Genomic DNA, 26,401 nt, shown 5'->3' on the forward strand with positions numbered 1-26,401 from the left:
GTGCTTAAGTAGCATAATATATGCATCAAGCGTTAAGTGGCGGCACATAAAACATAGAGGTTTAATACTATGAAAGCTGGTATCCACCCAGAGTACAACGAAGTTACCTTCAACTGTTCTTGCGGTAACGTAATGACAACTCGCTCTACTATGAAAGAGAGCACAATGGCTGTCGACGTTTGCAGTCAGTGTCACCCTTTCTACACTGGTAAGCAGAAAGAAGCTCAGACCGGTGGTCGAGTGGATCGCTTCAACAAGCGCTTCGGCGCTCGCAGCCTCAAGAAGTAACTTGGGTCTCTGCATGCAGAACATTAAAAAGGCACTCATCGCGAGTGCCTTTTTTATTGCCTGTCAGTCAGCTCAGGCGAGTAGTTGTACCCCACAAGGTGCATCTGAATCGGTACGGGTAGCCAAAGTAGTGGATGGTGATACTGTTCATCTAACCGATGGGCGAAAGGTACGCTTGATTGGCGTTAATACCCCCGAGCTCTACTCAAAGCCAAGGGCTGAAGAGGGGGCCCTGCAGGCTAAACGCCAATTGCAATCTTGGGTAAACGAGTCAGAATCTTTGCAGCTCTATTTCGGACGTGAGCCTAAAGATCGTTACGGTCGTGTGTTGGGCTACCTGTTCGATGGATCGAAAACGCTCTCGCAACGTTTGATCCGCGAGGGTTTGGGCTGGGCGATCAGTGTTCCCCCTAATGATCGACTAGCGGATTGTCTCTTCTCATCTGAAAACAGACCAAGAACTCTAGGAAAAGGAGTCTGGTCAAAACCTATTGCTGCCGCTAAAGAGATTGATCAAGGTGGTTTCAATCTGGTCTCCGGACGGATTACCAAGATTGATCAGGCTAAAAAGTACCTCTACGTCGAACTGGATGATCGATTGGCGGTTCGCATACCGAAAGAGTGGAGCAGGAGTCTCACCTTTACATTGGGCGACTCACTGGAGGTGCGAGGCTGGATTTTGGATCGCCGTGACTCTTTAAAGCCAGGCTCGCGATTTAAACCCTTTTTGCTGCCGGTTTTAGATAAACGGCATATCAAAATGTGAAACGGTTATAAGCCCAATTGCTTAGACAGTTTCCAAGAATAGACCTTTCTACCGAGAGGTTATTTTTATATCATCCCACAACGACCTTTAACTAGAGCATAACTTAGCCCATCTGCATTATGCCTATGGGCCTATAACCATTCAGGATTCTACAATGTCTCAAGACTTTAAACAGGCAGCACTGGATTACCATGAGTTTCCAATGCCAGGTAAAATCAGCGTAGAACTATCTACACCTGCTGAAACTTCACGCGACCTATCTCTTGCATACTCTCCAGGTGTTGCTGAGCCAGTGCGTGAGATCGCTAAAGATCCTGAAAATGCTTACCGTTACACAGCCAAAGGCAACCTGGTTGCCGTTATCTCAAACGGCTCTGCTATTTTGGGTCTTGGCGACCTAGGTCCATTGGCTTCTAAGCCAGTCATGGAAGGTAAAGCGCTTCTATTCAAACGTTTTGCAAACATCGACTCTATCGACATCGAAGTGGATGCTGAGAGCCCACAGGCGTTTATCGATACTGTCGCTCGCATCGCTGATACCTTCGGTGGTATCAACCTAGAAGACATCAAAGCACCAGAGTGTTTTGAAATCGAACGCACGTTGATCGAGCGTTGTAACATCCCAGTCTTCCACGATGACCAGCACGGTACTGCGATTGTTACCGCTGCCGGTATGATCAACGCACTTGAGCTTGCTGGTAAGAAGCTAGAAGAGGCATCGATTGTATGTCTTGGTGCTGGCGCTGCAGCAAGTGCTTGTATGAAGCTGTTGATCAACATGGGTGCTCGCAACGAGAATATCTACATGATCGACCGTAAGGGTGTTATCCACTCGGGTCGTGATGATCTAACTCCCGAGAAAGCGATCTTCGCAACTGAAACGGATAAACGTTCACTTGAAGATGCTATCGATGGCGCTGACGTATTCCTTGGTCTATCAGGTCCTGATCTGCTTTCAGCAGAGAACCTAGCTAAGATGGCAACTAATCCTGTTGTCTTCGCTTGTGCAAACCCTGATCCAGAGATCAAGCCAGAACTTGCTCGCGCGACTCGTGAAGATGTCATCATGGCAACAGGTCGTTCAGACTACCCTAACCAGGTAAACAACGTGCTAGGTTTCCCATTCATCTTCCGTGGCGCTCTAGATGTTCGTGCAACAGCGATCAACGAAGAGATGAAAGCCGCAGCCGTTATCGCACTAGCAGAACTTGCTAAGCAACCTGTTACACAAGAAGTACTGGATGCTTACGGCCTAGAGAGCCTAGAGTTCGGTCGTGAATACATTCTGCCGAAAGCGACAGATTCACGTCTTTTGGGCGCGGTATCTTACGCAGTGGCTAAAGCAGCGATCGATTCAGGTGTTGCCGTTAAAGGCATGCCAGAGAACTACCCACTGAGCTAATCACTCTGAGGTAAATAAGAAGGGAAGCCACTGGCTTCCCTTTTTTTGTGTTAAACACATTACAGAACTTAACGGATTATCGGAACAGCTCTTCAGAAGTAGGAGGAGCTACTTCACTGCCCGGTTTAGGAGCGACCTCAGTCGGTACCTGCTCCTCTTTGAAAATCTCGTTGTAAGCGTTTTTCTGTCCTTCGTAAGCTAGTAGTCCTGTCGCAGGATCAATCAGAGCCGTCGCAATACCTGCCGGTTCAGGCAGGTAACTTTCAGGGATGTTACGAAGAGCATCTCCCATGAAGTCGATCCACATAGGCAGTGCAGCCGTGCTACCCCATTCGCGCTTACCTAGATGAGACGGTTGGTCAAAGCCGACCCAAGCCGTTGCGCTCAATTTAGGGGTAAAACCGCTGAACCAAGAGTCTTTTTGATCATTGGTTGTTCCCGTTTTGCCAGCTAGGTCACCACGTTTCAGAGCCAGTGCTCGACGACCAGTACCCTTTTTAATGACGTCGCGCATCATGTCGTGAATGATGTAAGCGGTGCGTTCATCTAGCAGACGTTCAGCGAGAGGTTGTCCCGTTAACGTCACTAGTTGCGGGTCACTCTCGGTGCTGGCTTGCGCCTCAGAAGCTGTATCATTGGAAGTCATGTCGGCGAGCTCTTGAGCGATTAACTCTGCTTGCTGGCGTTCAGGACAACTACCGCAGGCAATACTCGGATTGGCAGCAAACAGAGGTAGTCCTTCACGGTCTAGCACCGACTCAATGATGTAAGGATTGATTTTGAATCCACCATTGGCAATCGAGGCATATCCTGTTGCAACCTGAAGCGGTGTGGCATCAGCACTGCCTAGCGAGAGTGATAAGTTTTTAGGAAGCTTATCCTCTTCAAAACCAAAACCGAGTATGAAGTTTCGCGTCTCTTCGATACCTAAAGCTCGCATCAGACGAATGGATATTAGGTTACGTGACCGGTATAGCGCCTCACGAAGTCGAGTCGGACCGCCAAACTTGCCATTATCGTTCTCAGGCCGCCAGTTACCCTCTAGGCTGACGTCATGGAAAACAACGGGAGCGTCATTGATTACTGACCCCGGAGTGTAGCCATTGCTCAGAGCGGCACTGTATAGAAAAGGTTTAATATTAGAACCCGGCTGACGGTACGCTTGAGTGGCTCGGTTGAACTTGTTTAGATAGAAACTAAATCCGCCGGTTAGGGATTGAATTGCGCCATTCTCAGGATTGATGGCAATGAACGCACCTTGCACTTCGGGCAGTTGCGAGAGACGCCAGCCTTCAGCGGTTTGGCGAATTCGAATCATATCGCCAACAGCCAGCACTTCGGATGCTTTTTTCGGTTCAGAGCCGGTTGAGTTAACCCCTTTATATGCTCGAGCCCAGCTGATACCTGACCAGCGCAGCGTCGTTTCGCTGCCATCACCAAGTAGTAGCGTCGCTTCAGAATCATCCACCGCTTTCACCAGAGCCGCCTCAAGTCCGCCATAGGCTGGTGTCGCTTTAAGTTTTTTCTGCAGTGCAGAGGGTTCAATCTCTGTTAGATCAAAATGCTGCTCTGGACCACGGTAGCCGTGGCGTTCCGTGTAAGCCAGCAGCGCCGTTCTGAGCGCTTGATTGGCGCTGCGCTGCATGGTGCTGTCAATGGTCGTGTAGGCTTTCATACCCTCGGTGTAGATCCTTTCACCGTAGGTTTCATAGAGCTCCGCACGAACCATCTCTGCAACGTAAGGCGCAGGGATTTCAATATCAGCACCGTGGTAGCTAGCCGTAACCGGTTGATTGACCGCGTCGGAGTAGTCAGTCGTTGTAATGAAGCCTAGCTCCTGCATTCGACCAAGAATCCAGTTACGACGTTCGAGGGCTCGTTGCGGGTTAGTAATGGGGTTATAGGCTGATGGCGCTTTAGGTAAACCTGCGATCATTGCCAGTTGAGCGATGTTGAGCTGATCAATGGTTTTGCCATAGTAGACCTGTGCGGCGGCTTGTATGCCATACGATCGGTGGCCTAGATAGATTTTGTTGATGTAGAGCTCAAGGATCTCTTGTTTAGAGAGTGATTGTTCAATGCTGAGTGCTAACAGAATCTCAACAAATTTACGCTCAAAGGTACGCTCGCGCGTTAGGAAGAAGTTCTTAGCCACCTGCATGGTGATGGTCGAGCCGCCACTCTGAATTTTGCCAGAAGTTGCTAGCTGAAAGGCTGCACGAAAAAGCCCGCGAAGATCGATCCCTTGGTGTTCAAAAAATCGTGCATCCTCTGCGGCTTGAAGAGCATGGATAAAGTGTTGCGGGATATCGGCATAGCTGATTGGCGTTCGGCGCATTTCTCCAAACTCAGCAATCAACTTTTCATCTGCACTGTATACGCGCAGAGGGGTTTGAAACTCAACCTCACGCAGGGTCTCAGCGTCAGGCAATTGTGGGCTAAAGTAGTAGTAGATTCCGCCGGCTGCCAAAACGGCTCCCAGCAATCCAATTGCAGCCAGTGCCATCAACCATTTAATAATTTTTTTAATTATGCGCATTAATCTGCAAATTTCTTAAATTGAGCTAGGATTATAACGAGAACTTGATTTAGGTCCATAATGTCACTTGTAACTTTTGTGACCTAGTCTAGAGTGAAGTTAGATAATATCCACTAATTATTAGGTATTTTTGTGTTCAAACTCTTTGGTGGTAACAAACAAAGTGTTTTGGGAGTTGATATCGGGAACTCCTCTCTTAAGCTTGTTGCTTTAAGCTTTCGTGGAAAGACGCCTGTGCTGGACGGCTTTGGCGTCATCTCTCTGCCAGAAAAATCCTTTGTAGATGGCAGTATTGAGAAACCTGAAGAGGTTGCCGATGCCATTGTCAAAGCACAACGTCTGGCGGGTGTGAAAGCCACGCGAGCCATCACATCCGTAGCCGCCTCTGACGTGATCACAAAAGAGATTCAAATTTCTGAACTGTTCTACGGCTTTGACCTTGAAGAGCAAGTTAAAATTGAAGCCGATCAATTTATCCCCTATCCAATAGAGGATGTTGCACTGGATTTCGAGGTGCTAGGGCCTGTGCAAGGTAATCCGGCATTTAATCGAATTGGGATTGTCGCTTGTCGTCGCGACGGCGTCTCTGCTCGAGAGGATTGCCTAGATTTGGCTGGGCTCCAATGCGATGTGGTTGATGTAGATACCTATGTCTATGAACGCGCACTCCCACCAGAAGAGCTGGTGCCTGGAAGAGCCTGTGCGATTGCCGATTTTGGCGCTCATAATCTTACCTTTTACGCTTTTAAGGATGGCTTGATTAGCTACCATCGTGAGCATACCTTTGGGGGCGAGGAACTACTGCAGCAACTGCAACTCTACACAGAGCTGCCGCATGATGAATTGGCTGCACAGCTGCGACACGGTGAACTAGATCCCTCGCTTATCAGTCTCATGGAGAGCTTTGCTGATTCAGCGGTTCAGCAGGTCTCTAGAGCTTTGCAGTTCTATTCAGCTTCGGGGTCCCAAGAGCAGTTATCGACACTGTATATTACGGGCGGTCTAGCCTCTCTACCTGGTATTAAAGATAAATTGAGTAGTGAGTTAGGTATCAGGGTTCATGGTTTAGATCCGTTTGAGAGGGTAGAGATTGCATCCCAGATTAATATGGATCGATTAAATGCCGAGAAGAACGCTTTGACTAAAGCACTCTCTTTAGCCTTGCGTGGTGTCGGGGGGCAATATGAGAACCATTAACCTGAGACCTTGGCGTGAAGAGCGAAATGCTTTCCTGCAAAAACGTTTCTACACACAACTTATCGTCACTGCTCTGTTGGCCGCTTCGATTGTCGGAGCGAGTTACTACTACCTAACAGTTATGTTGAATAGGCAGCAGGATCGAAATGCCTATTTAACCAGCGAAATTTCGCGCCTAGATGTCAAACTGAAAGAGATACAAGAGCTTAAAAATAAGCGTGAACGCCTGCTAGAACGACTGACTGCAATTCAAGAGCTGCAGGGTACACGTCCTATTATTGTTCGCACCTTTGATGAGTTGGTAGAGGTTATGCCTGATGGCATTCACTACCAGTCACTGAACCGCTCTGGCCAAGAGATGTCGATCAATGGCCTTGCGGTTGCTAATGAAGATGTCTCGTCGTTGATGCGCACATTAAATGACTCCATCTGGTTTGGTGAGCCCTCGTTGTCGAAAGTCGCGACACAGAATGGTTTGAAGAGTTTTAATTTGCGAGTGCCGCTTGAGCGCCCCAATGTTGAGGAGGCTGCACAATGAGCTCAGTTTCCCTAAAACAGAAGTTTGAACGCGCGTTTCGCGGTTTTGACATCAATAACTTAGATCTGTCCGAAGCTTGGAGCTGGCCTTATGGCGTAAAAGCGATCGCGTTTGCTCTTTTGTTCATCGTTATTAATGGTGTCGGCTTTAACTTCTTAGTGATGGATCAAAAAGAGTCGCTCGACAGAGAGATTGGTAAAGAGCAGACACTCAAAACTCAGTTTGAAGCGAAGTCCTACCAAGTGGCCTCACTGGATGCACTGAGACGTCAAATGGCGGACGTTGAGTTGCGCTTTGCTGAGATGCTGGCGCAACTGCCAACAGAGAAAGAGGTACCGGGTCTGCTCGAGGATATCAGTGCGACAGGTCGAAACGCGGGACTTGAAATAGACTCCATCGCGCTGCAGCCAGAACGCAAAGCCTCATTCTATGTCGAGCTACCGATCGCCATTCAGGTTAAAGGTACCTACCATCAGATGGGTCAGTTCGTGTCGGGTGTTGCCAGCGTTAAGCGCATCGTAACCCTACATGATTTCAACCTTAGCCCAGCCAATGGTGATCTTTTGACCATGAGCATCAGCGCTAAAACTTACCGCTATGATGATGAGGAGTGATGTGATGAATAGAACAATCAAACATCTCTCTCTCATCGCGCTATTGGCATCTCTTTTGCAGGGTTGTATCTGGGTAGATGATTCGTCGGACCTTAAACTCTTTGTTCGTGAGAAGCTGGCGGCGCCTGGAGGTGGCATTGAACCGCTGCCTGAGCTGATCGCCTACGAAGCCTTTGTTTATGAAGGACCTTGGCAGCGTGATCCCTTTGTACCGCTATTGCCACAACAGTTTCTCGATGACGATGAGGTCGTGGTTGCACCAACAATCATGCCTGATTTCAATCGTATTAAAGAGTACTTGGAAGAGTTTCCGGTTGAGCAGTTGCAGATGGTAGGAACAATTACCTCGCCAATGGATGGTCAATTGATCGCCCTAGTCAGAGACAGTAACTCTGAAGTGCATCAGATTAAAATGGGTGCTCGCATGGGCATCGATTATGGTGTTGTAGTGAATATTGATGAACGCGGTATTGAGTTGAAAGAGATTGTATCGAACGGCCGCGGCGGCTGGATGAGCAGACCCAGAGTCGTCAAACTGCCGGGATTGGAGTAAGCCATGAATATGAAGAGATGGAAATTAAATATGTCGGTTCAGCGTTTAGTTACTCTGGTCACTTTGATGCTTATGTCGACGATGGCGTCGGCGCAAACGTTAAATGCTGTGGTTGCGACTGCGCTGCCGGGCAATCAGACAGAGTTGAGGTTTGACTTCACGGATCAACCGGCCGAACCAAAAATTTACGCAGTGGATACACCTGCGAGGTTGGTGGTTGATTTGTGGGGTGTTGATAAATCTGAGCAGTTGGATCGTTCAATCAGTGTTGGCTCTGGTCCCGTATCAAAACTGCTTTTTGCAGAAACCAACGATCGCCTTCGTGTCGTTGTCGAGCTGACGGAATCGGTTGGCTACCAAACCTCAGTGCAGGGTAATCAATTGATCCTCTCAATGGGTAACTCAACTCAAGCTTCAGCCGCTACTGCAGCAACGGCATCTAAAGCAGCTCCTGCTCAAAAAACCACTGTAGATGACACAACACGAGTAGTGGGTGTCGATTTTGAGCGTCTAGAAGGCAATCAAGGTCGGGTGACGATCTCTCTGAGTGACGATCGTGCTGGATTGGATATTATCGAAGAGGGTAACGGCGTCATTGTTAATCTGGTCGGGGCAACCTTGGCACCCGGGCTGTCTCAAAAGCTTGATGTCAAAGCCTTTGCGACACCGATTAACTTTATCGACTCGATGAATGCTGATGGCAGTGCGGCAATTTTGATTCTGCCCTCTAGCGACCCTTACGATTACCTCGCGTACCAATCCAACAACCAACTAGTGCTAGATTTCAAACCGATCTCGTTGAGTGCTCAAGCGGATCTTCAGAAAGATCTGTTCCCGTTTACCGGTGAAGAGATCGATCTAAACTTCCAAAATGTAGAGGTGCGCTCTGTACTCCAAATCATTGCAGAAGTGGCAGAGAAGAACCTAGTGGTAGGCGATGAAGTGAGCGGTAATACCACGCTTCGTCTGAAGAATGTCCCTTGGGATCAGGCGCTGGATATTATTTTGAAGACCAACGGGCTGGATAAGCGTGTCGTGGGTAACGTCATGCTAGTGGGCGATGCAACACAAATCGCCGATCGTGAACGTCAAGAGCTTGAAAACCAGCAACAGGTTAAAGAGCTGGCGCCGCTGGTAACCGAATACATCCAGATCGACTACCGCCGTGCCTCTGAGATGAAAGAGTATCTTTCGGCGGCCAATCTGATCAGTGAGCGTGGTTTTGTATTGGCTGATGACCAAACCAACGTCCTAATGGTGCGTGAGACTAACGCAGCCATCGAAGATATCCGCCGTACTCTGAAGCGCTTTGATGTTGAAGTCGCTCAGATCATGGTGGAGGCGCGCGTAGTCACGGCTTCGGCGAACTTCTCAGAAAGTCTTGGTGTTAAATGGGGTTTTGCTAATGGCCCAACCACCGTATTGGGTGATGGTCAGCTCTCTTTTGGTTCAGGCATTACGGCTCCAGGTGTGGCGGGCGTCACTCAGTCTGGTTTGAATGTGGACTTCGGTGTGGCAGGACCCTCTCTAGCGGTCGGCTTTATCAAAAACTCGCTACTGCTCTCGGCTGAACTTTCTGCGCTTGAGAGCTCAGGTAATGGTGAGGTGATTTCACAACCTAAGGTGATTACAACCAATGGTAAGGCGGCGAATATCACCTCTGGGCAACAGATTCCGTACCAAACTGTTGAAGACGGTACAACGACAACCGCATTCAAAGATGTCGCGCTCTCGCTTAACGTTACACCCCAGCTAAACCCAGGTGACCGAATCGCTATGGATCTGGCAATTAATCAGGACAGTGTGGGCTCAACCCTGGCTAATGGTGAAATTTCTATCAATACAAACCAATTAACTACTTCGGTTGTGGTTAACGATGGTGATACCATAGTGCTTGGTGGGGTATTCCGTACTGAAGCATCCGATGGTGTTCAGAAGGTTCCAGGTCTAGGTGACCTGCCTGTTATTGGTGCTGCGTTTAGAAATCGACAGACAACAGAACAGAAGAACGAGTTGTTGATCTTCATTACCCCGAAACTGATTCGTGAGTCACTGAACGTGCGGTAGTGTAAGGCTGTTTTTTGAAAATATTTTTAATTGGCCCTATGGGATCTGGAAAGAGCACCATAGGGCGTTTGCTTTCTAACGAGCTGAAATTGGAGTTTATTGACTCCGATAAAGTGATTGTTGACCGTGCTGGCGCCGATATTCCTTGGATCTTCGATGTTGAGGGTGAAGAGGGCTTTCGCGATCGCGAGCAGACGGTTATCGATCTAATCACTCAGCAAGATGACATCGTCTTAGCGACGGGCGGTGGTGCTGTGATGCGCCCAGCCAACCGAGAATTCCTCCGCAGCCGTGGTTTCGTTATCTACCTAGAAACCAGTATTGATCAGCAGATTGAGCGCACCGCGCGTGATCGCAACCGTCCTCTGCTGCAAACCCAAGATCCTCGCAAGACACTAGAGACCCTTTTAGAAAAACGAGATCCACTCTACCGCGACACCGCCGATATGATACTGCGCACTGATCGCAGACATCCGCGTATGGTCATTAGTGAGATCGTCAAAGCCCTTAAAAAACATCGCGTTCTGAAAAGCGCGTAGTCAGGATTCATCGCATGCAAGAGTTAAAAGTCGACTTAGGTGACCGTAGCTACCCTATCTACGTAGGCGACCATCTTTTTCAGAAAGTAGATATTGCGGGTGCGGTTCGGGGTAAGCAGGTAATGATCGTCACCAATGAGACGATTGCTCCACTCTACTTGAGCGCGCTGCGTGACCAGCTTCCTGGCCTTCAAGTGGACGAAGTGATTCTGCCAGACGGTGAGTCATTCAAAACTTTAGATACTCTTAACCTTATTTTCGATGCCTTGTTGCAGATGCGCCACAACCGCACGACCACACTGATCGCTCTAGGTGGTGGAGTTATCGGAGATATGACTGGTTTCGCAGCGGCCTCCTATCAGCGTGGTGTCGATTTCATTCAGATACCGACAACCTTGCTCTCTCAGGTAGACTCATCGGTGGGGGGGAAAACGGGCGTTAACCATCCGCTGGGTAAGAATATGATCGGTGCCTTTTATCAGCCCAAAGCGGTATTGGCCGATACCGATGTCTTGAAGACACTCCCAGAGCGTGAGTTGGCCGCGGGTCTTGCTGAAGTGATCAAGTACGGTTTGATCTACGATGTTGAATTTCTTGCTTGGCTGGAGAAGAACATCGATGGACTTAACGACTGTGATCCTGAGTTGATGGCATATGCCATTAAACGTTCTTGTGAAATCAAAGCAGAGGTCGTTGCACAAGATGAGCGTGAAGGCGGTATTCGTGCCATTTTGAATCTTGGTCACACCTTTGGCCATGCCATTGAGACTGATCAGGGCTACGGAAATTGGCTGCATGGTGAAGCGGTGGGAGCAGGTATGTGGATGGCTGCAGATCTTTCGATGCGTCTCGGTTGGTTAGAGCCTGCTGATTTAGCACGTGTTGAAACACTCTTGCGTCGAGCGAAGTTGCCGATAGCACCTCCAGCAGATATGACGCCGGATCGGTTTATTGAGTTGATGTCGGTTGATAAGAAGGTTTTAGACGGTCAGATTCGACTCGTCTTGCTGCAACAGCTAGGTCAGGCAGTCGTTACCAGCGAGGTCGACCCCGAAGCCCTAAAATCGACACTAAAGCAGCACTACAGCGGCGAATAAAAAAATTCCGACTTACAAAACGCGCCAACTTGGCGCGTTTTTTGTTTTTTCTTGGTCGATTTGTAGCCAGAGCCGTAGAAGTGTAGAATTACGGTCCCATTTTGCCTCTGTGTCATTTCTCTAGAGGTGTATTCAGGTTTTAAGTGCCTGATTTTATTTAAGTTTTTAGGTAGGAATAGCGTATGAGCAACGGTCTGTATCGCGCGGATGAATTTAAAGATAACTGCGGTTTTGGTCTAATGGCCCACATGCAGGGCGAAGCAAGTCATAAGGTACTTGATAACGCCATTGAAGCATTGGCCTGCATGACTCACCGTGGTGGTATTGCAGCGGATGGTAAGACGGGTGATGGCTGTGGTCTGTTGATGCAGATGCCACGCGATTTCATGCGTGCAGCCGCTAAGAATGAGTTGAATGTCGACCTAACTGACACCTTTGCTGTTGGCATGGTATTCCTATCTAAGGATGCCGCGGCGGCTGACAATGCTCGTACTGTCATGAATCGCGAACTTGAAGCGCAGGGCCTTACCGTTGCTGGCTGGCGTGTAGTTCCGACGGATGACAGCTGCCTTGGTCCTATCGCGAAAGAGACGCTTCCACAGATCGAACAAGTTCTGATCAATGTGTCAGACATGGATGCAAAAGCGCTTGAAGTTGCGCTGTTTGTGGCTCGCCGTAAAGTTGAGATCGCTCTGTCTGATGATGCAGATTTCTACATCTGTACCCTATCTGAGCGCGTGATCAGCTACAAAGGCTTGATGATGCCTGTCGATCTTCCTGTGTTCTATAAAGACCTTGCAGATCCTGAGTTGAAGACAGCGGTGTGTACCTACCACCAGCGCTTCTCAACGAACACAGCACCGCGCTGGCCTCTTGCACAGCCATTCCGTTTCCTTGCTCACAATGGCGAGATCAACACGGTAGAAGGTAACCGCAACTGGGCTCGTGCACGTGCCTCTAAATTTGCTACTCCATTGATTCCAAATCTTGATGAGTTACAGCCAATCGTTAACACCACCGGCTCTGACTCGTCATCAATGGATAACATGATCGAATTCCTACTGGTCGGTGGTATCGATATCTACCGCGCGGTTCGTATGATCATTCCACCTGCGTGGCAGAACGTTGACACCATGGACACTGAGCTACGTGCATTCTACGAGTACAACTCAATGCACATGGAAGCTTGGGATGGTCCTGCTGGCATGGTTATGACTGATGGTCGTTACGCGGTCTGTCTTCTAGACCGTAACGGTCTTCGCCCATCTCGATGGGTAATGACCAAAGACGGCATGATCTGTACCGCTTCTGAGATCGGTGTATTCAGCTACGAACCAAGCGATATCGTGGCTCAAGGCCGTGTTGGACCGGGTCAGATTCTGGCAATCGATACAGAGACAGGTGATGTACTGCACACTGATGATGTCGATAATCGTCTTAAAAAGGCACAGCCATACAAGCAGTGGTTGAAAGAGAACACACTGCGTCTAGAGAACACGATGAATCTATCCGTTGAAGCGGAAGCTCTCAGTGATATGTCTCCAGAAGAGACCAAGACTTACATGAAAATGTTCAATGTAAGCTTTGAAGAGCGTGACCAGGTACTTCGTCCGTTGGGCGAAAGTGGCATGGAAGCGGTCGGCTCAATGGGTGATGACAAGCCAATGGCCGTGTTGTCAGAGAAGATTCGTTCGCCATACGACTACTTCCGTCAGCAGTTTGCACAGGTGACCAACCCACCAATCGACCCACTACGTGAAGCGATCGTGATGTCACTAGAGACCTGCCTAGGTCGTGAGCAAAATGTATTTGAAGAGACTGCGGATCACGCTCGTCGTGTTGTATTGACGATGCCAGTACTCTCTGCAAGCAAGTTCTACCGTATTCGTGACAACGACGAAAAAGGGTTTGAGGTTGCTGTTATCGATCTTAATTACAACCCAGAAGAGTTATCGCTTGATAAAGCGATCGTTGCTGTCTGTGATAAGGCTGAAGCTGAGGTTCGTGCTGGAAAATCGATCATCATCCTATCGGATGCCAACATTGAGAAAGGTAAGTTACCTATCCATGCAGCGATGGCGACGGGTGCCGTTCACCACCGTCTAATCGATACAGGTATCCGTACTGATGCCAACATCATTGTAGAGACTGGTACGGCTCGTGACCCACACCATTTCGCAGTTCTATTCGGTTTTGGTGCTACCGCGGTCTACCCATACTTGGCTTACCGTGTGCTGACTGATCTTTGTCGTACTGGCGAGATGCTACAAGATGCTCTACAAAGCCACGAGAACTACCGTAAAGGTATTGATAAAGGCCTGTTCAAGATCCTATCTAAGATGGGTATCTCAACCATCGCGTCGTACCGTGGTGCTCAGTTGTTTGAAGCGATCGGCCTTAGCGATGAAGTGGTTGATCTCTGTTTCAAAGGGGTTACTAGCCGTATTCAGGGCTCTAAATTTGCTCACTTTGAAGAGGACCAAGCGGCGTTGGCTAAAACTGCCTTCATCGCGCGTAAGCCAATCACTGATGGCGGTCTACTGAAGTACAAGTTTGGTGGTGAGTACCATGCTTACAACCCAGACGTGGTACAAGCAATCCACGAAGCGGTTAAGTCGGGTGATCAGAAGCACTACGACCGTTACGCTAAACTGGTTAACGAACGTGGCATCGCGACGATTCGTGACATGCTTAAGCTTAAAGATGTCACTCCGATTAGTATTGATGAAGTAGAACCCGCTGAAGCGATTTACCCACGTTTTGATACAGCGGCAATGTCGCTCGGTGCACTCTCTCCAGAGGCGCATGAAGCTCTAGCTGTTGCTATGAACGAACTGGGCGGTCGCTCTAACTCAGGTGAGGGTGGTGAAGACCCTGTCCGTCACGGCACCATTAAGCGCTCTAAGATCAAGCAGATCGCATCGGGCCGTTTTGGTGTGACACCGGAATACCTGGTGAATGCTGATGTTATGCAGATTAAAGTGGCTCAGGGCGCGAAACCAGGTGAAGGTGGTCAGCTACCAGGTGGTAAGGTTAACAGCCTAATCGCGCGCCTACGTTACTCGGTGCCAGGTGTGACATTGATCTCGCCTCCACCGCATCACGATATCTACTCGATCGAGGATTTGGCGCAGCTTATTTTCGACCTTAAACAGGTGAATCCTGAAGGTCTGGTCTCTGTGAAGCTCGTCTCTCGTCCAGGTGTCGGTACCATTGCCTGTGGTGTTGCTAAAGCCTATGCAGATTTGATCACAATTTCTGGTTACGACGGTGGTACTGCGGCATCACCTCTAACATCGATTCACTACGCAGGTTCACCTTGGGAACTTGGTCTAGCCGATACTCACCAGTCACTGCGCGGTAACCATCTGCGTGGTGCGATTCGTCTGCAGACAGACGGTGGTTTGAAAACGGGTCTAGACGTTGTTAAAGGCGCGCTACTGGGTGCAGAGAGCTTCGGTTTCGGTACCATGCCAATGGTTGCATTGGGTTGTAAGTACCTACGTATCTGTCACTTGAACAACTGTGCGACCGGTGTTGCGACGCAGAATGATCGTCTACGTAGCGATCACTTCCGCGGTACTGTAGAGATGGTTAAGAACTACTTCCGCTTTGTGGCAGAAGAGGTTCGTCAGATCATTGCTCAGCTGGGTCTGCGCACTGTCGAAGAGATGGTTGGCCGTGTTGATCTACTAGAGATCATCGAAGGCAAAACAGATCGTCAGAAATCACTGGATCTTTCGCCACTGATCAGCGATGCCGGTGTGCCAGCAGATCGTCCACAGACGGTTCAGCAAGAGCGCAACGTTCCGTTTGATGAAGGCCGTCTAAACACTGACATGCTAGCGATGGCGCAAGCAGCAATCGATTCAGCAGCCGGCGGTGAGTTTGAGCTGACAATCACTAACTGTGACCGTTCAGTCGGTGCACGCACCTCGGGCGCTATCGCTAAGAAACACGGCAACTTGGGAATGGAAAACAACCCAATTACCTTTAAGTTCCGTGGCCATGCAGGTCAATCATTCGGTGTCTGGAACGCCGGTGGTCAGAACCTTCTTCTAGAGGGTGATGCGAACGACTACGTTGGTAAAGGCATGGCGGGCGGTAAGATCGTCATCAAACCATTCTCAGAAGTGACTTACGCCTCACAAGAGACTGCGATTATCGGTAACACCTGTCTATACGGTGCAACAGGCGGTAAGTTGTTCGCAGCGGGCTGTGCAGGTGAACGTTTCGGTGTTCGTAACTCAGGTGTACACGCCGTGGTTGAAGGCGCCGGTGATCACTGTTGTGAGTACATGACAGGCGGTTTGGTAACGGTTCTGGGTGATACAGGTTACAACTTTGGTGCAGGTATGACGGGCGGTTTCGCTTATGTACTGGATAAAGATCGTAGCTTCGTGGATAAGTACAACCACGAATTGGTTGATATTCACCGTATCCACACCGAGCACATGGAGCAGTACAAAAACCACCTACGCTCAGTGATCATCGAATTCGTTCGTGAAACGGGCAGTGCGTGGGGTCAGGAAATTCTTGATAACTACGAAGATTTCCTCGGCAGTTTCTGGCTGGTTAAGCCAAAAGCGGCGAGCCTAGATGTTCTGCTAAACAGCATGACACACGCTCCAGAGTAAGATTTAGGTTTATTAGATTATCGCCCAGATGCGTCTGGGCTTAGACAAGAGGTGGGACTATGACTACCCGTCTTCACAACAATTTTCAGTTTGTTGAAGTAGGCCGTAAGGGCCCAGAAAAGATCGAAGCAGAAGTACGCCGTGGCGAGTTTGCTGAGATCTATCAGCCGTTTGAACAAGAGGACGTTAATGCACAGGCACACCGTTGTCTTGAGTGTGGTAACCCATACTGTTCATGGAAGTGTCCGGTACACAACCACATCCCTAACTGGTTGAAACTGGTATCAGAGGGTAACTTGTTTGAAGCGGCTACTCTGTCGCACCAGACAAACTCACTGCCAGAAGTGTGTGGCCGTGTCTGCCCACAAGATCGCCTCTGTGAAGGTGCTTGTACACTCAACGAAGAGTTTGGTGCAGTGACCATCGGTTCGGTAGAAAAGTACATCACGGATACCGCTTTTGCTATGGGCTGGCGTCCAGACATGTCCAATGTAACCTGGACTGATAAGAAGGTTGCTGTCATCGGTGCAGGCCCTGCAGGTCTTGGTTGTGCCGACATCCTTGCGCGTAACGGCGTTAAGCCAGTGGTATTCGATCGTAACCCAGAGATCGGCGGTCTACTGACCTTCGGTATTCCTGAGTTTAAGCTTGAGAAAGATGTCATGGTTCAGCGTCGTGAGATCTTCGAAGCGATGGGTGTTGAGTTCAAACTGAACACTGAAGTGGGTAAAGACATCACGATGCAGGAACTGGTTGATCAGTTCGATGCAGTTTTCCTTGGCATGGGTACTTACACCTACATGAAGGGTGGTTTCCCAGGTGAAGACCTTGACGGTGTTTACGATGCACTGCCTTTCTTGATCTCTAACGTAAACCACTGCCGTGGCTACGAGAAAGATGCTTCTGAATACATCAGCATGGAAGGTAAGAGAGTTGTTGTGCTTGGTGGTGGTGACACTGCGATGGACTGTAACCGTACCTCGATCCGTCAAAAAGCGGCGAGCGTAACCTGTGCTTACCGCCGTGACGAAGAGAATATGCCAGGCTCTAAGCGCGAAGTCGAAAACGCGCGTGAAGAGGGCGTCAACTTCATGTTTAACCGTCAGCCCGTTGAAGTGGTTGGTGAGAACGGCAAAGTAACCGGTATCAAAGTGGTTACCACTCAGATGGGTGAGCCCGATGAGAACGGTCGTCGTCGCGCAGAAGTGGTCGAAGGTTCAGAAGAGATCCTACCTGCTGATGCGGTATTGGTTGCATTCGGTTTCCGTCCTAGCCCAGCGCCTTGGATGGCTGATTTCGGTATCAACCTTCACCAAGACGGTCGTGTCGATGCTGCACTAGAGGGTGATCGCCTGCCGTTCCAGACGTCAAACCCTAAAGTGTTTGCCGGTGGTGATATGGTGCGTGGCTCTGACCTGGTCGTAACCGCGATTTACGAAGGCCGTAACGCAGCTGAAGGTATTCTTGATTACCTAGAGGTTTAATCCTCGCTGATCTACATCAAAAGCCGCTGACCCCAGCGGCTTTTTATTAACTGCTTAACAGGCTCAAAGCAGGTACAATCTGCGCAGTTATTTTTAGGAATTTGCGAACATGTCTGAATTGAAAAATGATCGTTTTCTTCGTGCTCTATTGAAAGAGCCAGTCGATTACACGCCAGTATGGATGATGCGCCAGGCGGGTCGTTACCTTCCTGAGTACAAAGCAACACGCGCCCAGGCGGGTGACTTCATGTCACTCTGCATGAACAAAGATCTAGCCTGTGAGGTGACCATTCAACCTCTAGAGCGTTTCGATCTGGATGCGGCAATTCTATTCTCTGACATTCTGACTATTCCAGATGCGATGGGTCTAGGTCTCTACTTTGAAGCGGGTGAAGGCCCACGCTTTAAGAAAGAGGTACGCACAGAGGCAGACGTTGACGCGATTCCGGTTCCAGACCCAGTCAAAGATCTTGGCTACGTGATGGATGCGGTGAAGACCATTCGTTCCGAGTTGAACGGCCGTGTTCCTCTAATCGGCTTCTCTGGTAGCCCATGGACACTGGCGACTTACATGATCGAAGGGGGCTCTTCTAAAGACTTCCGTCACATCAAAGCGATGATGTATTCACAACCAGAAGTACTCCACAAATTGATGGATAAGCTTGCTGAGTCGGTCACGCTCTACCTAAATGAGCAGATTCGCAGCGGTGCTCAAGCGGTTCAGATCTTTGATACTTGGGGTGGTGCTCTGAGCGGTCCTATGTACCAAGCCTTCTCACTCGACTACATGAAGAAGATCGCCGATGGTCTGATTCGTGAATACGATGGTCGCAAAGTACCGGTGATCATGTTCACTAAGAACGGCGGTCAGTGGCTTGAGTCGATGGCTGATGCGGGTGCGGATGCACTGGGTCTTGATTGGACAACAGACATTGCAGATGCGCGTCGTCGTGTCGGTGATAAAGTGGCCCTGCAGGGCAACATGGATCCATCGGTACTTTATGCGCCGGCTGATACTATTCGCGCTGAAGTGAGCCGTATTCTTGAAGGTTACGGTTCGGGTACCGGTCACGTATTCAACCTTGGCCACGGTATTCACCAGTTTGTGAACCCAGATCATGCCAAAATCTTTGTCGATGCAGTGCATGAGCTGAGTGCCCCTTACCATAAATAAGAAGCGCCACAAATAAGAAGCACCAGGATTAAACTGAGACTGCGGTAGACGAGAGACGATGAAAAAACTGAGTGGGCTGTTTGAAAAAAACCGAGGCTGGTCGGAAAAGATCCACCGGGCTAATCCAGAGTTTTTCGCAACCTTGGCAGCACAGCAAGCACCGGAGTATCTCTGGATAGGCTGTGCTGACAGTCGCGTCCCTGCCAATGAGATCGTAGATCTCATGCCGGGCGAGCTGTTTGTTCACCGCAACGTCTCGAATCTTGTCGTTCACTCAGACATGAACTGTCTGTCGGTGATTCAATACGCAGTCGATGTATTGAAAGTCAAAGACATTATGGTCGTGGGTCACTACGGATGCGGTGGTGTCGTTGCCTCTATGGAAGATGAGCGTCACGGCCTAATCGATAACTGGCTAAGCCACATTCGTGATGTCTACTACAACCATCGCAAGTTCCTCGGTCAGTGGGAAGCGAAACCTTACCAGGTTGATCGTCTTTGTGAGCTGAACGTCGTCGAGCAGGCGCTCAATGTTTGTAACACCACCACGGTTACCGATGCTTGGGCGCGGGGGCAAGAGCTTAATGTGCACGGTTGGATCTACGGTCTCGGTGATGGCCTATTGCGTGATCTTGGCTTCACAGTCAGCAGTAAAGAGACAATCCGACCTACCTTTATCGATGCGGTCAATCTGATTGAGGCGAAAGGCAAGCAGGTTGAAGGTCACACCTGCAGTACCTTCTGCGATCACGATTAGATCGAGTAAACAGTAAAAAGCCCGCATCAGCGGGCTTTTTGTTGGCTCTTCTTCGTATTAGACGCTTGCTAATGCCTGATCAAGATCGGCAATCAGGTCGTCAACGTGCTCAATACCGATCGATAGGCGCACCATATCCTCAGTAACACCGGCAGAGGCTAATTCTTCGGCATTCAACTGACGGTGAGTCGTTTCGGCGGGGATAGAGGCGAGTGACTTACAGTCACCGATGTTCACTAGGCGCAGGAAGATCTGCAGAGCATCGTAGAATTTACGCGTTGCTTCACGGCCACCTTTGACACCAAAGCTCATGACACCCGATGCATTACCGTCCATGTACTTCTTAGCCAGTGCGTTATCTTGGTGCGAGGCAAGGCCTGCGTATTTCACCCAAGTTACCTGATCGTGATTCTCAAGGAACTCAGCGATTTTCTGTGCGTTTGAGCAGATGCGCTCCATACGCAGTGGCAAGGTCTCAATGCCCTGTAGCAACAAGAAGACGTTCATTGGAGAGATCGCTGCGCCGGTATTACGCAGAGGCACTACGCGACAACGGCCGATGAATGCCGCCGGACCAAAGGCTTCTGTATAGACTACGCCGTGGTAAGAGATGTCAGGCGTATTGAGAAGCGGGAAGCGGTCTGCATGCTCAGCCCAGGGGAAGTTGCCGGAATCGACAATCACACCACCAATGGAGTTGCCGTGGCCGCCGATGTATTTAGTGGCAGCAGTCACGATGATATCGGCACCCTGTTCAATGGGACGCCAAAGCGCAGGGCTTGGAACGGTGTTGTCACAGATCAGCGGGATGCCGTGGCGGTGTGCGACCTCTGCCAGTGCTTCGATGTCTGCAACACGGCCCGATGGGTTGCCAACCGATTCACAGTAGAGCGCTTTGGTACGCGCATCAATTTTAGATTCGATGGCGGCTATGTCATTGCTGGCTACAAAGCGTACCTCAATGCCTTGGCGTGGCAGTGTGTGTGCAAATAGGTTGTAGGTACCGCCGTAAAGATCGCTGGCCGAGATGATGTTGTCACCGACTTCGGCAATGGTCTGAATGGCGTAAGTGATCGCTGCCATACCTGAAGCGACGGCAAGACCGGCAATGCCACCTTCTAGCGCTGCGACACGCTGCTCTAAAACGTCAGTCGTTGGGTTCATGATGCGCGTATAGATGTTGCCGACTACTTTAAGGTCGAATAGGTCAGCGCCATGCTGTGCGTCGTCAAAAGCGTAAGAGGTTGTCTGGTAGATAGGTACCGCAACCGACTTGGTGGTTGGATCGATTTGGTAGCCCGCGTGTACCGCTTGTGTTTCCAATTTCATTTATCTTTCCTTCTCTTCTTATTGATCTACGCTTAATGCAAAATAGATAGACATTTTGTACGCGTAATCCAAACCTTACGCAACTTCTATGGAGTAATAACCTTATATGGCAAAGGCAAAGTTAGCCTACGTCTGCGACGAGTGCGGAGCTGATTACAGTAAATGGCAAGGGCAATGTACTGCCTGTAAAGCTTGGAACTCATTGAAAGAGGTGCGTCTTGGCTCTGCACCGGCAGGTGGTGCTCAGGCTGCCGTGCGTCGTCAGGGTTATGCCGGTGAAGCGGGTCAGTCGAAAGTGGTGAGCCTCTCAGAGGTGGAGCTGAAAGCGACCGATCGTATCAGCAGTAAGATCGGTGAATTGGACCGAGTCCTAGGGGGCGGCTTAGTACCTGGATCTGCCGTGTTGATCGGTGGGCATCCCGGTGCCGGTAAATCGACCCTGTTGTTACAAACCATGGCCGCACTGGTGGCCGATATGCCAGCACTCTATGTGACCGGTGAGGAGTCACTGCAACAGGTCGCCATGCGTGCTAAACGCTTAGGCCTAGCAGTTGGGGATCTGAAGATGCTCTCTGAGACCTCTGTCGAGACTATCTGTGATGTGGCGGATCAACTCAAGCCTAAGGTGTTAGTCATCGACTCTATTCAGGTGATGCACGTTTCCGATGTCCAGTCTGCACCAGGTTCTGTATCTCAGGTTCGTGAAAGTGCGGCCTATTTAACGCGTTACGCCAAACAGACGGGCACGGTGATCTTTCTGGTAGGCCACGTGACCAAAGATGGCTCATTGGCCGGCCCCAAAGTACTTGAGCATATGATCGACTGTTCACTGCAACTAGAGGGCGAGAGCGACAGCCGATTCCGCACACTGCGCAGCCATAAAAACCGTTTTGGCGCCGTTAATGAGTTGGGTGTGTTTGCCATGCTCGAGACGGGGTTAAAAGAGGTTAAGAACCCCAGCTCTATCTTTCTAAGTCGTGATGATAATGCAAGGCCGGGCAGTGTCGTGATGGTCGTCTGGGAGGGCACCCGTCCGATGCTGGTCGAGCTTCAAGCACTAGTCGACACGTCGCACCACTCCAACCCTAAACGTGTGGCCGTGGGGATGGACCAAAATCGACTGGCGATGCTGTTAGCGGTATTGAACCGTCATGGTGGATTAATGACCGGTGATCAAGATGTGTTTATCAACGTGGTTGGCGGCATACGAGTCATGGAGACCAGCGCGGATTTGGCGCTATTAGCGGCGATTGTCTCCAGTTTTCGTGATAAGTCACTGCCAACCGACTTGATCGTCTTTGGTGAAGTTGGCTTGTCCGGTGAGATTCGTCCAGTGCCAAACGGGCAGGAGCGAATTAAAGAGGCGGCTAAACACGGCTTTACTCGTGCGATTGTGCCCAAAGGGAACAGGCCAAAAGAGAACGTTCCGGGTATGAAGATCATCGCCGTTGAGCGCCTCTCAGAAGCGCTGGACTCTATCTAATCTGAGTATGCATTGATGATTTCACAACAGGTACAACATCTACTCTCATGGTTAACCAATTATCATGAGCTTGGCACAAGGGTTGTCATCGCTGTGGTTGGCCCGCCCGGTGCCGGCAAGTCGACGCTCTCTGAGGAGCTGGTCGACACTTACAATAACACCAAAGGGGATGGACACGCCGCTGTTATCCCAATGGATGGGTTTCATCTAACCAATGAGGTCCTGATCGAACGAGGTCGTTTAGATCGAAAGGGTGCTCCAGACACCTTCGATGTAGAGGGATTGATCAGCCTGGTACGACGTATTAAACAAGCGGATGCTGATGTACGTTACCCAATTTTTGATCGCTCAATTGAGGCGAGTCATATCGATGCGGGTCTTCTGCCTAAAGGGTGTGAAGTGGTCGTAGTAGAGGGTAACTACCTTCTACTAGACGAGGCGCCTTGGTCAGAGTTAGCCCCCTATTTTGATCTGACAGTGTTCACATCACCCACATTTGAAGAGCTGGAACGTCGTCTGATCCAGCGTTGGTTAGATCATGGCTACACACAACAGCAGGCTGAGCAAAAAGCTTGGAACAACGACCTTCCTAACGCCAAAACGGTGGTAGAACGAAGCCGAAAGGCAGATCTGGTTTTTGATCAGGATTGAGAGATAAAAAAAGCCGCTGAGAAGCGGCTTTTTTGATGGTGGCAGGAGCTTAGCTCATGCGGCGATACTTGATACGCTCTGGCTGGTGATCCTTGCCGAAGCGTTTCTTGTAGTCTTCCGCGTACTCAGTGTAGTTGCCTTCGAAGAAGGTTACCTGTGAATCACCTTCGTAGGCAATCATGTGAGTACAGATACGGTCAAGGAACCAACGGTCGTGGGAAATGACTACCGCAGAACCTGGGAAGGCTAGAATCGCCTCCTCAAGCGCACGTAGCGTTTCGATATCCAGGTCGTTAGTCGGCTCATCGAGAAGCAGCACGTTGCCACCCTCTTTAAGCAGTTTCGCCATATGCAGACGGTTACGCTCACCACCTGAGAGATCTTTCACAAACTTCTGTTGATCGGAGCCGCGGAAATTGAAACGACCACAGTAGGCGCGTGAGGGGGTGGTGTAGTTGCCGACCGTGATCATATCTGAACCGTCAGAGATCTCTTCGAATACGGTCTTGTTGCCATCTAATTCACGAGACTGGTTCACGTAAGCTAGCTTTACTGTTGAACCAAGCTCTACAGAGCCTGAATCTGGCTGCTCTTCACCGGCAATCATGCGGAATAGAGTCGATTTACCGGCCCCGTTAGGGCCGATGATGCCGACGATTGCACCCGGTGGGATGGAGAAGTTTAGGTTCTCGAATAGCAACTTGTCGCCGTAGCTCTTAGTCACGTTATTCAGTTCGATCACCTTGTCACCTAGGCGTGGGCCAGGTGGAATGTAGATCTCTTGTGTCTCGTTACGAGTCTGAAACTCTTTAGAGTTCATCTCTTCGAACTGCTTCAAACGCGCTTTCGATTTCGATTGACGACCTTTAGCGCCTTGGCGAACCCACTCAAGTTCCGCTTTGATCGCTTTCTGGTGAGCCGCTTCTTGTTTCGCTTCTTGCTCTAAACGTGCATCTTTCTGCTCTAGCCATGAGCTGTAGTTGCCTTCCCATGGAATACCATGGCCACGGTCCAGTTCAAGAATCCAACCGGCTGCGTTATCAAGGAAGTAACGGTCGTGGGTAATCGCAACCACGGTACCTGGGTACTCCTGAAGGAAGCGTTCGATCCAAGCGATCGACTCGGCATCCAAGTGGTTGGTCGGCTCGTCGAGTAGCAGCATGTCTGGGTGATCAAGCAGCAAACGACACAGAGCCACTCGGCGACGCTCACCACCGGAAAGGTGCTTAACTTCAGCATCCCAAGGGGGTAGACGCATCGCATCGGCCGCACGCTCTAATGCTGTATCAAGGTTGTGACCATCTTTGGCCGTGATAAGGTTCTCTAGTTCGCCTTGGCGTTTCGCTAGGGCATCAAAATCTGCATCTGGGTCAGCGTATGCTGCGTAGACTTCGTCCAGCTCAGCCATAGCGCCTTTAACATCGGCCACCGCCTCTTCGATCACTTCACGAACGGTTTTTGTCTCATCCAGCTCAGGCTCCTGCGGTAGGTAACCGACGTTAATGCCGGGCATTGGGCGCGCTTCACCGATGTAATCCTGATCAACGCCTGCCATGATTTTTAGCAGCGTTGATTTACCTGCACCGTTAAGACCGAGGACACCGATCTTCGCGCCAGGGAAAAAGGATAGAGAGATATCTTTAAGAATTTCGCGTTTAGGTGGGACCACCTTACCAACGCGGTTCATTGAGTAGACAAACTGTGCCATGTGTTGATTCCTAGCAAAATATCTGGGCTACAACGCCGTTGCATGACCCATTTAAAAAGGTTGCGCAGAGTATACCAGATAGGGGGCGGTCAAATCACAGGGCGGCACACTTAAACTTGAGAACAATTGCAGGTTGACCTGATCGCTTTTCAAGTGATTTTTCTACCCGTTTTGCCTTATAATGCGCGCCATCAAAATCTTTCGAGCTGACCAGGCTTCTCGATTGCAGCCAAAGTCGTCAGATCGTTGAACCAATACAGGGGATCTCCATGTTTAGTAAGGATATGAACATCGCTAGCTACGATGCAGAACTTTGGGCAGCAATGCAGTCTGAAGAGACGCGTCAAGAAGAGCACATCGAGCTCATTGCGTCAGAGAACTACACCAGCCCACGTGTTATGGAAGCGCAGGGTTCAGTTCTTACTAACAAGTACGCGGAAGGTTACCCAGGCAAACGTTACTACGGCGGTTGTGAGTACGTTGATAAAGCAGAAACGCTTGCGATTGAGCGTGCTAAAGAGCTTTTCGGTGCAACGTTTGCAAACGTTCAGCCACACTCAGGTTCACAAGCTAACGCGGCTGTATTTATGGCGCTTTGTAAAGCCGGCGATACTATTTTGGGTATGAGCCTTGCACACGGTGGTCACTTGACTCACGGTGCTGCAGTCTCTTTCTCAGGCCGTATCTACAATGCCTTCCAGTACGGTCTTGATGAGAACGGTGACCTAGACTACGCGGAAGTTGAGCGTCTTGCTCTAGAAAATAAACCGAAAATGATCATTGCCGGTTTCTCTGCTTACTCGCGTGTCGTTGATTGGGCTAAGTTCCGTGAAATCGCTGACAAAGTGGGTGCATACCTATTTGTCGATATGGCACACATTGCAGGCCTAGTGGCTGCTGGCGTTTACCCAAGCCCACTGCCATACGCTGACGTCGTGACAACAACGACTCACAAAACACTGGGCGGACCACGTGGTGGTTTGATTCTATCTGCGCGCGCTGATGAAGAGCTGCAGAAGAAACTGAACTTTGCGGTATTCCCAGAGTCTCAGGGCGGTCCATTGATGCACGTTATCGCGGCTAAGGCTGTCTGCTTCAAAGAGGCGATGGAGCCAGAGTGGAAAGCGTACCAAGCACAGGTTGTTAAGAATGCACAGGCGATGGCTGAAGTATTCCAGCAGCGTGGCTTTGATGTCGTTTCTGGCGGTACTGATGACCACCTATTCCTACTGAGCCTAATTGGCAAAGAGTACAGCGGTAAAGATGCTGATGCGGCACTAGGTCGTGCTAACATCACTGTGAACAAGAACTCGGTTCCAAACGACCCACGTTCACCGTTCGTCACTTCAGGTCTACGTATCGGTACTCCAGCCGTTACTCGTCGTGGCTTCAAAGAGGCTGAAGTGGCTGAGCTAACTAACTGGATCTGTGACGTGCTTGAGAACATCGACAATGATGATGTGATCAACCGCGTTAAAGAGCAGGTTAAAGCGATCTGCGCGAAATACCCAGTTTACGCTTAATTGTGGATTTGAGAGTTCGCTCTCAACCACATAGAATACCGAGGGCAGCATTGAG

General features: G+C 49.8%; 20 protein-coding genes. 17 read left to right on the forward strand and 3 right to left on the reverse strand.

Annotated features, from left to right (window positions below):
* The first annotated feature begins 69 nt into the window (after window positions 1–69).
* From rpmE to XMM383_RS07915, 3 genes are all read left to right on the forward strand, one after another.
* Entirely contained in the window at window positions 70–288 is a 219-nt protein-coding gene (rpmE, locus tag XMM383_RS07905; RefSeq protein WP_173480103.1) for a 50S ribosomal protein L31, read from the forward strand.
* A gap of 13 nt (window positions 289–301) precedes the next feature.
* A complete protein-coding gene (locus XMM383_RS07910) occupies window positions 302–1,054 on the forward strand; it encodes a thermonuclease family protein (protein WP_173494957.1) in 753 nt (250 codons plus the stop codon).
* A gap of 154 nt (window positions 1,055–1,208) precedes the next feature.
* Window positions 1,209–2,456 carry a malic enzyme-like NAD(P)-binding protein gene (locus XMM383_RS07915; RefSeq protein WP_173480105.1) on the forward strand — a complete coding sequence of 416 codons (1,248 nt, stop codon included), beginning with the start codon at window positions 1,209–1,211 and terminating at the stop codon, window positions 2,454–2,456.
* Window positions 2,457–2,532: 76 nt separating this feature from the next.
* On the opposite strand, the gene XMM383_RS07920 is transcribed toward XMM383_RS07915, so the two are convergent.
* Window positions 2,533–4,995: a penicillin-binding protein 1A gene (locus XMM383_RS07920; protein WP_173494958.1), complete on the reverse strand. Its 2,463-nt coding sequence runs from the start codon at window positions 4,993–4,995 to the stop codon at window positions 2,533–2,535.
* A gap of 132 nt (window positions 4,996–5,127) precedes the next feature.
* Here XMM383_RS07920 and pilM point away from each other — a divergent pair, with 132 nt between their 5' ends.
* The 11 genes from pilM to can all read left to right on the forward strand — a co-directional run bounded on the left by pilM (window position 5,128) and on the right by can (window position 19,652).
* Complete coding sequence (pilM, locus tag XMM383_RS07925; protein ID WP_173494959.1) at window positions 5,128–6,192, forward strand: type IV pilus assembly protein PilM; 1,065 nt, start codon at window positions 5,128–5,130, stop codon at window positions 6,190–6,192.
* Complete coding sequence (locus tag XMM383_RS07930) at window positions 6,179–6,730, forward strand: PilN domain-containing protein (protein ID WP_173480108.1); 552 nt, start codon at window positions 6,179–6,181, stop codon at window positions 6,728–6,730. Before pilM ends, XMM383_RS07930 begins: the two co-directional genes overlap by 14 nt.
* The gene (locus XMM383_RS07935; RefSeq protein WP_173480109.1) at window positions 6,727–7,344 is read left to right on the forward strand and encodes a type 4a pilus biogenesis protein PilO; all 618 of its coding nucleotides are present in this window, start codon (window positions 6,727–6,729) and stop codon (window positions 7,342–7,344) included. The genes XMM383_RS07930 and XMM383_RS07935 overlap by 4 nt, the downstream gene beginning before the upstream one ends.
* Window positions 7,345–7,348: 4 nt before the next feature.
* Entirely contained in the window at window positions 7,349–7,897 is a 549-nt protein-coding gene (locus tag XMM383_RS07940; RefSeq protein WP_173480110.1) for a pilus assembly protein PilP, read from the forward strand.
* 3 nt (window positions 7,898–7,900) lie between these two features.
* Window positions 7,901–9,964, forward strand: a complete 2,064-nt coding sequence (gene pilQ, locus XMM383_RS07945) for a type IV pilus secretin PilQ (protein ID WP_254442890.1) — start codon at window positions 7,901–7,903, stop codon at window positions 9,962–9,964.
* Window positions 9,965–9,978: 14 nt separating this feature from the next.
* Window positions 9,979–10,503, forward strand: coding sequence for a shikimate kinase AroK (aroK, locus tag XMM383_RS07950; protein ID WP_305792067.1), 525 nt, complete (start codon window positions 9,979–9,981; stop codon window positions 10,501–10,503).
* 14 nt (window positions 10,504–10,517) lie between these two features.
* A complete protein-coding gene (aroB, locus tag XMM383_RS07955; protein ID WP_173480111.1) occupies window positions 10,518–11,600 on the forward strand; it encodes a 3-dehydroquinate synthase in 1,083 nt (360 codons plus the stop codon).
* A gap of 182 nt (window positions 11,601–11,782) precedes the next feature.
* Window positions 11,783–16,237 carry a glutamate synthase large subunit gene (gltB, locus tag XMM383_RS07960; protein WP_173494960.1) on the forward strand — a complete coding sequence of 1,485 codons (4,455 nt, stop codon included), beginning with the start codon at window positions 11,783–11,785 and terminating at the stop codon, window positions 16,235–16,237.
* A gap of 59 nt (window positions 16,238–16,296) precedes the next feature.
* On the forward strand, window positions 16,297–17,721 hold the full coding sequence (locus XMM383_RS07965; RefSeq protein WP_173480113.1) for an FAD-dependent oxidoreductase: 1,425 nt from the start codon (window positions 16,297–16,299) through the stop codon (window positions 17,719–17,721).
* Between the two features lie 109 nt (window positions 17,722–17,830).
* Window positions 17,831–18,895: a uroporphyrinogen decarboxylase gene (hemE, locus tag XMM383_RS07970; protein WP_173480114.1), complete on the forward strand. Its 1,065-nt coding sequence runs from the start codon at window positions 17,831–17,833 to the stop codon at window positions 18,893–18,895.
* A 58-nt stretch (window positions 18,896–18,953) separates the two neighbouring features.
* On the forward strand, window positions 18,954–19,652 hold the full coding sequence (gene can / locus XMM383_RS07975) for a carbonate dehydratase (protein WP_173484443.1): 699 nt from the start codon (window positions 18,954–18,956) through the stop codon (window positions 19,650–19,652).
* Window positions 19,653–19,709: 57 nt separating this feature from the next.
* Here the strand turns inward: can and XMM383_RS07980 are convergent, their stop codons facing one another.
* Window positions 19,710–20,981, reverse strand: coding sequence for an O-acetylhomoserine aminocarboxypropyltransferase/cysteine synthase family protein (locus tag XMM383_RS07980; protein WP_173482761.1), 1,272 nt, complete (start codon window positions 20,979–20,981; stop codon window positions 19,710–19,712).
* A gap of 106 nt (window positions 20,982–21,087) precedes the next feature.
* On the opposite strand from XMM383_RS07980, the gene radA reads away from it, so the two are divergent.
* Together radA and XMM383_RS07990 are read left to right on the forward strand one after the other, a co-directional pair.
* A complete protein-coding gene (radA, locus tag XMM383_RS07985; protein WP_173494961.1) occupies window positions 21,088–22,464 on the forward strand; it encodes a DNA repair protein RadA in 1,377 nt (458 codons plus the stop codon).
* 15 nt (window positions 22,465–22,479) lie between these two features.
* Window positions 22,480–23,115: a nucleoside triphosphate hydrolase gene (locus XMM383_RS07990; RefSeq protein ID WP_173484445.1), complete on the forward strand. Its 636-nt coding sequence runs from the start codon at window positions 22,480–22,482 to the stop codon at window positions 23,113–23,115.
* Between the two features lie 49 nt (window positions 23,116–23,164).
* Here XMM383_RS07990 and ettA read toward each other — a convergent pair whose 3' ends face one another.
* Window positions 23,165–24,823, reverse strand: a complete 1,659-nt coding sequence (gene ettA / locus XMM383_RS07995) for an energy-dependent translational throttle protein EttA (RefSeq protein ID WP_173494962.1) — start codon at window positions 24,821–24,823, stop codon at window positions 23,165–23,167.
* 269 nt (window positions 24,824–25,092) lie between these two features.
* On the opposite strand from ettA, the gene glyA reads away from it, so the two are divergent.
* Window positions 25,093–26,346, forward strand: coding sequence for a serine hydroxymethyltransferase (glyA, locus tag XMM383_RS08000; protein ID WP_173480128.1), 1,254 nt, complete (start codon window positions 25,093–25,095; stop codon window positions 26,344–26,346).
* Window positions 26,347–26,401: the final 55 nt, after the last annotated feature.

This window comes from Marinobacterium sp. xm-m-383, assembly GCF_013283255.1.
Classification (GTDB): domain Bacteria; phylum Pseudomonadota; class Gammaproteobacteria; order Pseudomonadales; family Balneatricaceae; genus Marinobacterium_E.